Origin of the sequence: Shewanella halifaxensis HAW-EB4 (assembly GCF_000019185.1) — a bacterium.
GTDB lineage: Bacteria > Pseudomonadota > Gammaproteobacteria > Enterobacterales > Shewanellaceae > Shewanella > Shewanella halifaxensis.
In genome coordinates this window covers 2,207,091-2,219,243 of record NC_010334.1, presented here as the reverse complement: position 1 = coordinate 2,219,243, position 12,153 = coordinate 2,207,091, and the positions used below count along the sequence as shown (strand labels likewise).

The 12,153-nt window shown below is 43.2% G+C and carries 8 protein-coding genes; 2 read left to right on the top strand and 6 right to left on the bottom strand.

Annotated elements, in window-relative coordinates; translation table 11 throughout:
- Window positions 1–160: 160 nt before the first annotated feature.
- On the top strand, window positions 161–1,162 hold the full coding sequence (locus tag SHAL_RS09600) for a D-alanine--D-alanine ligase (protein WP_012276951.1): 1,002 nt from the start codon (window positions 161–163) through the stop codon (window positions 1,160–1,162).
- A 20-nt stretch (window positions 1,163–1,182) separates the two neighbouring features.
- Here SHAL_RS09600 and SHAL_RS09595 read toward each other — a convergent pair whose 3' ends face one another.
- The 4 genes from SHAL_RS09595 to SHAL_RS09580 form a co-directional block, all read right to left on the bottom strand.
- Entirely contained in the window at window positions 1,183–2,043 is an 861-nt protein-coding gene (locus SHAL_RS09595; protein ID WP_012276950.1) for a substrate-binding periplasmic protein, read from the bottom strand.
- Complete coding sequence (locus tag SHAL_RS09590; protein WP_012276949.1) at window positions 2,030–3,733, bottom strand: ABC transporter substrate-binding protein; 1,704 nt, start codon at window positions 3,731–3,733, stop codon at window positions 2,030–2,032. The genes SHAL_RS09595 and SHAL_RS09590 overlap by 14 nt, the downstream gene beginning before the upstream one ends.
- A 271-nt stretch (window positions 3,734–4,004) precedes the next feature.
- Entirely contained in the window at window positions 4,005–7,886 is a 3,882-nt protein-coding gene (gene hrpA, locus SHAL_RS09585; RefSeq protein WP_012276948.1) for an ATP-dependent RNA helicase HrpA, read from the bottom strand.
- A 465-nt stretch (window positions 7,887–8,351) separates the two neighbouring features.
- Window positions 8,352–9,383, bottom strand: coding sequence for a GGDEF domain-containing protein (locus SHAL_RS09580; protein WP_012276947.1), 1,032 nt, complete (start codon window positions 9,381–9,383; stop codon window positions 8,352–8,354).
- Window positions 9,384–9,562: 179 nt separating this feature from the next.
- On the opposite strand from SHAL_RS09580, the gene SHAL_RS09575 reads away from it, so the two are divergent.
- Window positions 9,563–10,744 (top strand): linear amide C-N hydrolase, encoded by a 1,182-nt coding sequence (locus SHAL_RS09575; protein ID WP_012276946.1) that lies wholly within the window; start codon window positions 9,563–9,565, stop codon window positions 10,742–10,744.
- A 178-nt stretch (window positions 10,745–10,922) separates the two neighbouring features.
- Here SHAL_RS09575 and SHAL_RS09570 read toward each other — a convergent pair whose 3' ends face one another.
- Together SHAL_RS09570 and gpt are read right to left on the bottom strand one after the other, a co-directional pair.
- Window positions 10,923–11,339 (bottom strand): CBS domain-containing protein, encoded by a 417-nt coding sequence (locus SHAL_RS09570; protein WP_012276945.1) that lies wholly within the window; start codon window positions 11,337–11,339, stop codon window positions 10,923–10,925.
- A gap of 181 nt (window positions 11,340–11,520) precedes the next feature.
- Window positions 11,521–11,976 carry a xanthine phosphoribosyltransferase gene (gpt, locus tag SHAL_RS09565; RefSeq protein WP_012276944.1) on the bottom strand — a complete coding sequence of 152 codons (456 nt, stop codon included), beginning with the start codon at window positions 11,974–11,976 and terminating at the stop codon, window positions 11,521–11,523.
- Window positions 11,977–12,153 lie beyond the last annotated feature (177 nt).

Genomic DNA, 12,153 nt, shown 5'->3' with positions numbered 1-12,153 from the left:
AACTTTGTAAGCCTTAATTTAGTTAAGATGTAAATAATGGCAAATACTCGAATATAAAAGCAGCATTTAAGCTAAATCGACTCGGCAAAACTTGCATTAAAAAGTGATTCAGCCATAGTGATCCAGCTGACTTTTATCATGGGTAACCGGTGGAGACAAAATGACCCAAAAGAATTTATTACTATTGTGTGGCGGCGGTGGCGATGAGCACAGCATCTCACTCTTATCGGCCAATTTTTTTGAAACTCAATTAGCGACTCTACCACACTTCAATGTGCTGCGTGTCGAGCTTAATGCAAAAGGCCAATACCGTACTCAAGCGGGTGAGCTGTGTGAGTTAACCAACAGCAAACAAATTCGCTTCAATGATCAGAGCAAAGCGCCATGGGATGTTGATTACGTTATTCCTTGTATTCATGGCTATCCGGGTGAAACTGGCGATATTCAATCTTACTTTGAGTTGATAAACCTTCCGTACTTTGGTTGTGACTCAGAAGCGAGCAGTAACTGCTTTAATAAAGTCACCGCAAAAATGTGGTTCAGTGCGCTTGGGATCCGTAATACGCCATATATTTTCTTAAATGAGTTTAATCAACAAGCCATTGAAGAGACCGAACGAGCGCTAGAAAAGTGGGGCTCTATTTTTATCAAGGCCGCATCACAAGGCTCATCTGTGGGTTGTTACCGTGTAGATAATAAAGAGCAACTTGCCAACTCTTTAGAAGAAGCCTTTAAATACTCACCTTATGTTGTGGTAGAAAAAACCATTAATGCTCGTGAGCTAGAAGTCGCCGCCTATGAGGTCGACGGTGAGATCATCGCCACTAAGCCGGGTGAAATCATTTGTGCGAGTAACACTTTCTATAGTTTCGATGAAAAATATGCTGAAAATAGCCAAGCACAAACGGTTATTGAAGCCGATGTTGACGAGGTTATTGCTAAGCAAATTCAAGAATATGCAATTAAAGCCTTTAAAGGGATGAAGTTAAGACACCTGTCGAGAATCGACTTCTTCTTAACTGATGAAAATGAGATCCTACTCAATGAGATCAATACATTTCCAGGGCAAACTCAGATCTCTATGTTCCCTAAGATGCTGCAAAACCACGGTCATAACTTTGCTCAGTATCTTTCAGGCAACATCATGGCGCAACTTAAATAGTCAGGCTTAGAAGCGAGACGTTACAAGCTTATAGTGACGCCATAGCGTAAATATAAGCTATCAATAAAACCATCTTGATACATTGCCAATAAGGCAGAATCGAGATGGTTTTTTATCTTTGAATCCAAGTCCAAATTACAAGCCATCGCACGTATAGAGGTATAAAACACCAATTCAGGTTCCCCTAACTCTGCATTCATCACTCGCATATCTTCCCGTGCACTCATTAACTCCGATGCCATTAAATCGATACGCTGATATTGTAGTTTTTTGATGTTTTGCTGTCTTTGCGAGGCCAATTCGACGTTATAACCTAAATCCAAGAGATATTCGGCAATACCACTGCCTAAGTAAGAGCCTATGGTCAGTGATTTGGCATCACTTAAGCTGGTTAACGCTATCTGCTGGCTATCAGAACTGTAAAGCCCATATCGCGAGATAAGCATAGGGCTTATCCATCGATATTTTGCTTCTCGCTCTTGGCTCCTATTTACTGGGGTAACGCAGTAATTCTCATGCTGTAGCGTCGTCAATAGCGCCCGCTTTAACGGGACAAAGCTCAATTGGTAGTCCAGATCTGCGCGCTTGAATAGCTCTGCGAGTAACTCAACTAATAACCCACTTTGAGCCCCCTGCTCTAAATAGGCAAATGGCGCGGCTTCATAGGTTAAGATCTGCAGACTGGGCGGTGTCTCGCTAAGTGAGGCATCAATTGGCAAGACAACTTGCTTTGCAGTGATAACCGTTAAATTATCACTAGGTTCAACCGCGCTATGGTATACAGCGCTATAGTTTACAGCGCTATGAACTGGCATAGATAGAACTGGCACAGTGAATCCGACAAACAAAAGACCAAGCCAGCGAATATTATTGCCAAACACGAATAGCCTCCTCATAAGGTAATGTCCGCCCCTTTGGTTTCTCATCGTTTTGCATTTTAGGAGAGCCTGGATTTTCAAGCCAAGCTTCAATACTCGTGATGGGATTCAATTTAGGTGCACAGCGCTGCATATCACTTTGCTCAAGCGAGGCTAAATGTTCATCAACGACCTGCGCCATTTGATCTAATGCTTGTTGAGCACTCTTATCGCCTTCTACAATCATAGCGATATGCTGCCACCAATATTTAGCAATTCCGGGGTAATCAGGGACATTATTCCCCGTAGGCGTCCATACTTGCCGGCCACGACTTCGATAAAACTCAATTAAACCACCTAAATAAGGTGCGAGTTCAGAGACTTGCTCCGATTGAAGATCTGATAATCGAACTGGAGTATAGCCTTTAAGAAACTTCTTCAGACTCACGGTTTTTGAGACGACAAACTGAGCATAGAGCCAAGCTGCTTGGCGCCTTTCTAATGGTGTCGACTTTAAAAAGGTCCAGGCTCCTGCATCTTGATAGCCCGATTTCATCCCATCTTGCCAATATTTACCAACGGGTGAAGGGGCGACACGCCACTTTGGCGTACCATCTTCATTCAGCAGAACGGAGCCTGGTGTGACTAAGTTTTCAATGTCGGCGCTATACCAAAATATTTGCTGGGCAATAACCCCTTTAGCTGCCCAGCCAAGAGACTGTGAGAAGTAGAGGTTTCTGGACTCAGGTGGTGCGTATTTAAGCCAATCGACATATTTCTCGACGGCATAAACAGCGGCGGGACTATTGAGCGCGCCGCCTCTTGAGGTGCTCGCGCCAACGGGGTGACAATCTTCGACACGGATCCCCCATTCATCAACGGGTGTGCCATTAGGCAAGCCCTTGTCACCGACCCCAGCCATAGACAGCCAAGCGTCGGAAATACGCCAACCTAATGAGGGATGTTTCTTCGCATAATCCATATGACCATAAATACGCTTGCCGTCGATCTCTTTCACTTTATCACTAAAAAACTCAGCAATGTCTTCGTAAGCTTGCCAATTTTGAGGGACTGCTAGCTCATAGCCATACAAGGTTCTAAATAAATTCTTGAGTTCTGGTTTCGAAAACCAATCTTTTCGATACCAATACAGATTTACAAATTGCTGATCGGGTAACTGATATAACTTACCATCAGGGCTGGCTGTAAAACTCAGACCAATAAAGTCTTCTAAATCCAGTGTAGGAGAGGTGACATTCTTACCAGAACCGGTAATAAAATCGCTCAAAGGAACGACATAATCTTGCCTGAAATGAGTACCAATTAGGTCACTGTCACTAATATAGGCATCATATAAATTCTGCTCAGTGGAATTTTGTATCGACATTTTATGTAACACATCGCCTTCCCCCGTCACCTCATGGACAACGTAGATCCCGGTGATCTCATAAAATGCTTTTGCTAAAACTTCAGATTCATAAATATGCGTAGGGATCCGTTCTGAGGTCACTCGGATCGTGAGATTTCGATAAGGTTTAGCAGCATTGATAAACCACAGCATCTCTTGTCGCTGCTCATTTTTTGTCAGTGTCGATGACTGAAACTCATGGGTTATCCAATCTTCAGCCGCACGCTCAAACGTGCTAGCCGCAGCTATATCCGCGGATAAGAGTATACAACATATACTCAAACGTAATACGAGCTGATTAAGCACCTATCTACTCCCTGATAGTGATTAAGAATGTCTTCTTCTGTTGTTAAATCATTAACTAATACCAATCGGTATAAGACATTAGATTACATCTCTACAAAATAAAGGAAAAAAACAAAAAAGCCAGCGCAATTTGCGCTGGCTTTTATTTTTAAGGCTGTCCCATCTATAGCAAGCTTACCAGCCTTCTCCCCCCATCATAAAATGCGGTTTACAGCTAAACATGAAAACTCACAGCGAGTGCTGTGCGTTTGTAATAGGTGCTATTCGCCGCTTAGGCTTGAGCGATTTGATTCAAAATGCGTTTTTCCGAAATCGGATAAGCGGTACCTAGTACCTGGGCAAAACAGGAAACGCGATATTCTTCAATCATCCATCTCGCCTCAATTAACACCTCAGGCACAGGCATAGACTTAGGTAACTTCGCCATCTGTGCCTTTAACACTTCCTGTACCTTATTGATGCTATGCATATGCAAACGGTCTCGATTAGGATCGACTGGCAACTTCTCTAAGCGGTTTTCAATTCCTTTTAGATAGCGATTTAAATCCCCAAGACGTTGCCATCCACATTGCTCTACAAAGCCTTTAAACACCAGTTGATCAAGCTGGCTTTGAATATCACTCATCGCAAAGGCGATATCTAGGCTGATCTTGCCCTTCAGTCGTTTCTTAACACGATTGTAGATAGTTAAGATCTCTTCAACTTTTAATGCTATTTTTTCCGCTGTAGGGTTGAGCTCTTGTCTTACCCAGTCTTTAGCCTCAGTAAAGGCCGTTTCTGAGCGAACATCGATCCCCTTCTCATCCAGCAGTTGCTGCACTGCAGCCGACAAAATGTCATCAATTAAGATATTCACTTGGCCAAACGGATTAAAATACATCGCCAGTTTGGCTTTATTTGGCAGTGATTTCTGCAGATGTTTTACTGGTGATGGAATATTCAGTAACAGCAATCGCTGCAAACCAATTCGATGTTGTTTCTCGGCCTCAAATTGATCATCAAACAATTTGATCGATACACTGGTTTTATCATCCACCAGCGCAGGGAAGGCTTTAACTTCAAAGTTGCCTTTCTTTTGTTCAAACTGCTTAGGCAGATCGCCAAAGCTCCACTGTTCCAGCCCCTTTTTCTCAATACCAGAATCAGCAACTTGACGAATAGCCTGTACAACTTGGCCCTGCATACTCGCTTTTAATGACTCTAAATCACGACCTTCTGCGAGCAAATTGCCCTTATCACCTTCAATCTTGAAGTTAACTAAAAGGTGTTTGGCAAACTGAGATGAGTCAAAATCATCTGGCGAAATACGGGTACCACTCATGCGCAGCAGTTGCTTACACATAGCATCGATTAATGGCAGTTCAAACGGAGTCATCGCCTGTAAACACGCTTTAGCATAGTCTGGTGCAGGCACAAAGTTACGCCGTAATGCCTTTGGCAACGACTTAATAAGTGCAATACACTTCTCTTCACGAAGGCCTGGTACTATCCAGTCGAAATCTTGCTCATCGACCTGATTAATCAATGCAACCGGAATATGTACAGAGACACCATCATCGGCAGTAGAAGGTTCAAAATGATAACTGACTTTGAGGACTAAGTTGCCTTTATGCCATTTTTCAGGGAAATCCAGTAGCGAAATATGATCGCTACTACGCTGCATTAAGGTTTCACGTTCAAAATCTAATAGATCTGGCGTGGTTTGCTTAGCCGTTTTCCACCATTTTAAAAACTTCGGTGCATTGTAAATACCATCGGGAATTTTGGGTTCATAAAAAGCGTATAAGGCTTGCTCATCGACCAAAATGTCACGGCGACGTGATTTGTGCTCTAGCGATTCAATATCCAACAATAACTTTTGATTTTTAATGAAAAAAGCTTCGTTGGTTCTGAGCTCACCGTCGGCAAGTGCCGAGCGTACAAAGATCTCACGCGCTTCAACGGGCTCAACTGGGCCGTATTGCACTTTACGACGGTTAACTATCTGCAGGCCATAGAGCACTTGATTTTCAAGGGCGACGACCGAACCTTGCTTGGACTCAAAATGCGGCTCAACATAGTTTTTCTTAACCAGATGTGTCGCTAAAGGCTCAATCCACTCTGGTTGAATTTTGGCGCAGCAACGGGCGAATAAACGCGAAGTTTCAGTCAGTTCTGCCGCCATAATCCATTTAGGACCCTTTTTCGCTAACGGCGATCCAGGAAACACGAAGAACTTACTATTGCGAGCGCCTAAGTACTCTCTGTCTTTGTCTTTAAAACCGATGTGACTCAGCAAACCTGTCAGTAGTGAGCGATGCAGAGCCTCATAATTGAGCTCTTCAGTCGGCGCATTCAACTTCCATTTCAGCTCATGGGTGGCTTGTCTCAACTGAGCATATAAGTCTTGCCACTCACGAACGCGCAAATAAGCGAGAAACTCACTCTTACACTGCTTTCTAAATTGACTACTCGACAGTTCTTTTTGGCTCTGCTTGAGATAATCCCAAAGGTTTAGCCAAGAGACAAAGTCTGAGTCTTTGTCACTGAAGCGATTATGCGCCTGATCCGCCGCTTGCTTCTTGTCCATTGGTCGCTCGCGTGGATCTTGGATAGAAAGACCCGCGGTGATCACCAATGATTCATGTAAACAACCATTTTGCTGCGCTTCAATCACCATTCGTGCAAGACGCGGATCCACAGGAATATGAGCCAATTGTCGACCAAGTGGAGTCAGGTTTAGCTGGCCTTTCTTTTTGACTACCGCTTGTAACTCTTCAAGCAGCATAAAACCGTCACGAATGTAGCGCGCATCAGGTGGCTGAATAAATGGGAAACCTTCGATATCGCCAAGGCCAATCGACAGCATCTTTAAAATAACAGAGGCTAAGTTTGTACGCAGGATTTCTGGATCGGTAAACCCTGGGCGCGAGATAAAATCATCTTCGCTATATAATCTAATGCAAATACCCGGTGCAACACGACCGCAACGACCTTGTCGTTGATTGGCGCTAGCTTGCGAGATAGGCTCAATCGGTAGTCGCTGTACCTTAGTGCGGTAACTATATCGGCTAATACGCGCCGTACCGGGGTCAATCACATAACGAATGCCCGGAACCGTTAGCGAGGTTTCAGCTACGTTTGTCGCTAAAACAATACGGCGGCCCACATGGCTCTTAAAGACTTTTGATTGCTCGCCATAAGATAGTCGCGCATAAAGTGGCAGAATTTCGGTATCGCGGTACTGACGACGGTTGAGCTGTTCGGCAACATCACGAATTTCTCGCTCGCCATTCATAAAGATCAAGATATCACCTAGACCTTCATTTATCAGCTCATCGGTAGCCGCAAAAATACCTTCGATAAGATCGAGGTCTTCATCTTGGTCTTGTACCAATGGACGGTATCGAGTTTCTACCGGGTAAGTACGCCCAGAGACTTCAATAATCGGAGCATTATTAAAGTGCTTTGAGAAACGGTCGACGTCAATTGTCGCAGAGGTGATGATAACCTTAAGATCGGGTCGTTTACTTAAGACGTTTTTCAAATAGCCCAAGATAAAGTCAATGTTAAGGCTGCGCTCATGAGCCTCATCGATAATAATCGCATCATATTGATTGAGGTATTTATCATTGGTTAATTCCGCTAGCAAAATACCGTCGGTCATTAACTTAATATATGAATCACTATTTATTGCATCTGCAAAGCGAACTTTAAAACCAACAGCTTCGCCTAAAGGCGTATTCATCTCTTCGGCAATACGGCTAGCGACACTGCGAGCAGCCAATCGACGTGGCTGGGTATGACCAATAAGGCCGCGAGACCCTAAACCTAGCTCTAAACAGATCTTAGGAAGCTGTGTGGTTTTACCTGAGCCCGTTTCCCCCGCGACGATCACCACTTGATTTTCAGCAATGGCTGTGGCGATCTCTTCGCGTTTTTGCGATACGGGTAAACTGTCTGGATAGGTAATTTTCGGACGGTTCGCCAGACGCAGCTCAACTTTCTGACGCGACTCAAGCGCTAGTAGCTCAAGAGTTTCAAGCGAGGATGTTTTTTTGTCAGAATCAGGCTCTTTTCTAAGCCGAAAAAGACGACGCCTAATTTTGGCAGCGTCAGCTTCATAACAGTGGTTTAAGAATGCGTTAGATAAAGGATGCTGTTGCGAGCTCAAGTGCAGATTCCATAGACGAGACGAAAGAGAGTGATCCTAGCAAGGAACGCTGGATGTTGGTATAGCTGACTTAAAAATACTTTACTTTCTCAAGCCTGAACACCACCAAATACGCTGTATTTCATGGTCACCTTATTTTAGGTGATAGAGAGTCAGCAGCTAAGCCAACTCTTGTCACCTTACTGCTGTATTTGAAATTCAGTGCCTGTGATTATGCCGGTGGCAGACAAAACATCTGTACGCATGCAATCTTTAACTATAGCGATTAAGTCACAGTGCTAGCAGCTCTTAAGCATCACAGAGAGGCAGTATTTTAGTTATTCAAAATAGGCGTCAATATTAAGCACACCGACATCGTCCCTGAAGGCGCTAAGCTGACTGATACCATCACCATATTTAATCTACTCCACACATTCAAACTAGCACATCAACCCGTTGAAATAAAACAGTTAAAATAAAGATCGCTCAGTTTACCAAAACAAGGTTACTCACCTCCATTTCATCTTTATGGACTATCAGGTTCCTCCCGTGACTTTTGGCACAGTACAGACGATTATCGGCCATTTTTAACAATTCAGATTGCAGCATTTGAGGTTGATGCTGAGCTAAGCCACCGCTAACGGTAATAGAAATCTTTTGTTCATCGCATTCGATTGACTGTTGAGCGACACTCCTTCTTATCTTCTCAGAATGTTCGAGTGCACCTTCTAGATCACTCGTACCTAACCAAATACAAAACTCTTCACCGCCAATGCGAAAAACTTGGCTTTCATCTATCAAAGTCTTAAAACAGTTGGCCACAGATACCAGTACCAGATCTCCAATGTCGTGGCCATAGGTATCATTGATAGATTTAAAGTGATCAAGATCGAGTAACAACAGATATTCTCCTTGATGGTCATTAAATCCCTCAGAAAATGCTAAACGGTTATTAGTTTTGGTCAGCGAATCACTGTGAGCCAGCTTAATTAATGAGTCATGGGCACTTGCTCTACTGAGTTCATAATAGTGTGACACCGTCCAGATACAGGTATAGCAGAAGAGAAAGTTGATCATTACAGGTTCAATATCAAACTCTCTAAGGAAGGTTAATTTATAGAAAAGAATCAAACCGATGGAGATGAAAACAAACAGTGATACTCGAAAAGCGAGTCGTTTTCCAAGAAGCAGATAGGAGATAATGGGGAAAGAGAAGGCCCAAACGAACAATGCATCGATTAATGGAAAGCTATAGGTACCAAAAACGATCAGAAAAGCCAAAAATAGTAGGTAAAAATAGAGTTTATTAACACTGTAATTATTCTTTCTACTGTTATTCCAGAAAACATCAAATGAAAAAGCAGCAAAAATAAGTTCTAAAGCTGCAAAAGCGTATGCTTGATGATAAACAATATTAAAAATAGCAAATGAGATCGCCGCAATAAGGAGCGCAAAACTTAATGATGCGAGCACTTTTGATCTTATTTTATTCGTTAGATCTAACCCGCTGCCATCCATGTTCCCTTCCCTAAAAGTAATACTTTTAGAGTGATGATATCAACCTTCTACACCCGCAACAAGTTGTTAACCATTCGATAATTAAATAAACTCAACTACAACCCACTTAATTAACGCATGATTTAACACACGATAATTATTAAGCAAAAACTAATAAAAAACTCTCAAAAGGATATGGAATGTGCACAAGAATTTTTAACAGCTTGAACCCTGAATTCCCCATGACCGGCAGAAACTTTGACTGGTTTAGCCCATTAACCACCTACCTATATAGAATTCCCAATAGCAAAGAGGTGCGCTCAGGTAACTTAAAACAACAAGCACACCCAGTCGAATTATCAAACCATGATGTTTTCACTTGGCAGGCAAAGTATGCCAGTATAGCTTCCCTAGTGGGAAATGATCAGCTTGGATTAGGCAGCATTGATGGCATTAATAGCCAAGGACTCGCTGTTAATGGTCTTGAAGATCTATTTGCTTACTTTGAAGATAATGACAAGGTCATTGATGATGGAAATATAAAGCCCATCGCTCTATTAAAAGCCATAGAGAAAGATCGCAACGCATTTCTTGATCAACTTAAAATACCTGAAGGTGCGCAGCTACTTGGCTCTCTTCGTTGGGTCCAATTCACGTTAGATTGTTTTGATACTGTAAAGGCTGCAACCAGCTACTTCAGTCAAAATCCAGATCAGCTATACATCTATAGTGATGATGTTCCTGACGGGTTAGACACCACCACAAAGGCTAAGCTGCACCTGACTCTCTCAGACAGAACAGGCGACTCAGCCATTATTGAACTGAGAGATGGCAAATTTAACGTACACGAAAATCGTGACTACAATGTAGCAACGGTTAACCCGGGTTATGATGTTCAGCTCGCACTCTTAAAGCCATGGCAGAAGAAATGGCAACAAGAGGTTAATATACAAGACAGCCTCGCAGGTTTTACCCTCTTTGATCTGCCTGGCGGCCCGGTGTCGCAACAACGCTTTGCCCGCGCAGCTTATTACTATGAGTTTTCTGAGCCTGCCAGCAACCGCCAGAATGCCTTAGCTCAAACAAGAGCACTTATGGCCGCTACCGCAACGCCGCTCTGTTACAACTCAATGAAACACTCTACCGTTAAGGGGCAGTCCTCCAATACCCTATGGTGCAGTGTCAGCGAGCATGGCGCTTTGCGCTATCACCTAATAAACACCTATAGCATGGCACCTGTATGGGTGAGCTTTGATAACCCAAGCAACAGCTGTGAGCGTCTCCTCATCCTCAAAAGAGACCCAAATGGAGAAGCGATATCCAGCGAACTCATGGGAGATGTACAACAACAGCTACACCCCTGCGACAACCCTTTCATGTAGTCTTTCGTGTAGTCTCTTGTGTTGTCTATTGTGTAGTTAAGCTAAACCGAGTGAACTAATTGAATGACAAGCTGCAAGAAACCCCAATAGCGGGATCATCTCGCAGCTTTTTTACTTGCTGAAGCAATAAGCCAACACTTGTCATCTTACTGCTGTATTCGAAATTCAGTTCCTGTGATTATGCCGGTGACAGATAGCACTGCTGCATATAGGTATTAATCGCTTCGAGTACATTTGCTCGACTAATAGTGCCGATCACTTTGCCCTCCTCTACCACCGGATAGATTTTAGGTTTAGGCCCTAGCATCTGCTCTGCCAGTTGCAACACACTAGAATGGGGAGTGACAGACAAAACGTCTGTACGCATGCAATCTTTTACTATAGCGATTAAGTCACAGTGGTAGCTGCTCTTAAGCATCACTGCGAGGCAGTCTTGTTGTGATAAAAAACCGACTAACCGCCCGCCCTCCTCGACCACTGGGGCACCGATCTTTTTATGATTTAGCAGTTGCTCTACGGCAGTCGCTATCGACATCGAAGGCGTTAACAATACAGGTTGGCGATCCATGTGTTCTTCTACATTGATTGAATCCATTTCATTCCCCTATTTAGTGTCTCTTTTTAGTTTAGCTAAGATTTAACAACTAGGGAGTGGATTAAAAAAACAAGACTAAAAAGCGGCGATTTAGAAGGAAGAATCCACCATCTAATACTAAGCGGCTAGTATTAGAAACAAAAAAACCGAGGCGATGCCTCGGTTTCTATAATTTGAGCGATTACTTACAAAGCGGTGCTTGAAAGCTTACACCCGTATCCCAAGGTTGCTCAATCCAAGTGTCTTGTGGGATATCGACAATATAATCATCCACGAGTGGTTTACCAGCAGGTTTTGCACAAACAGTGACAAACTTTGCCTTAGGGTAAATTTCACGTACGATCTTAGCTGTTGAGCCACTATCAACTAAATCATCAATCACAATAAAGCCTTCACCATCGCCTGGTGCCTGCTTAATAATGCTTGTTTCTCTTTGGTGATCATGATCGTAGCTAGAGATACAAATCGTATCCACGTGACGAATTCCTAATTCACGAGCCAAAATGGCTGCAGGTACTAAACCGCCGCGGCTAACAGCAATAATGCCTTTCCATTGCTCTGCTGGTAATAGGCGTTCAGCCAACTCACGTGTGTAACCTTGCATTTGATCCCAAGTGATCAGAAATTTCTTGCTCATGTGCAACCTTTATTATGCGAATACGCTATTTTAGGGGAAAGAGATTGCGCGGCATTTTGGCTTTTTATTCATGACCATACAAATATATGTTCGTGATGTAATTCACAGTTTTTGATTAACTTACGATTGACCGTCGACGCTACGCTTAGCCTAAAGACAAAGCGTTAAACTATCGGT

Coding starts and splice junctions, on each gene's coding strand:
- SHAL_RS09600 (WP_012276951.1), top strand. CDS start 161: ATGACCCAAAAGAATTTATTACTATTGTGTGGCGGCGGTGGCGATGAG.
- SHAL_RS09580 (WP_012276947.1), bottom strand. CDS start 9,383: ATGGATGGCAGCGGGTTAGATCTAACGAATAAAATAAGATCAAAAGTG.
- SHAL_RS09575 (WP_012276946.1), top strand. CDS start 9,563: ATGTGCACAAGAATTTTTAACAGCTTGAACCCTGAATTCCCCATGACC.
- SHAL_RS09570 (WP_012276945.1), bottom strand. CDS start 11,339: ATGGATTCAATCAATGTAGAAGAACACATGGATCGCCAACCTGTATTG.
- gpt (WP_012276944.1), bottom strand. CDS start 11,976: ATGAGCAAGAAATTTCTGATCACTTGGGATCAAATGCAAGGTTACACA.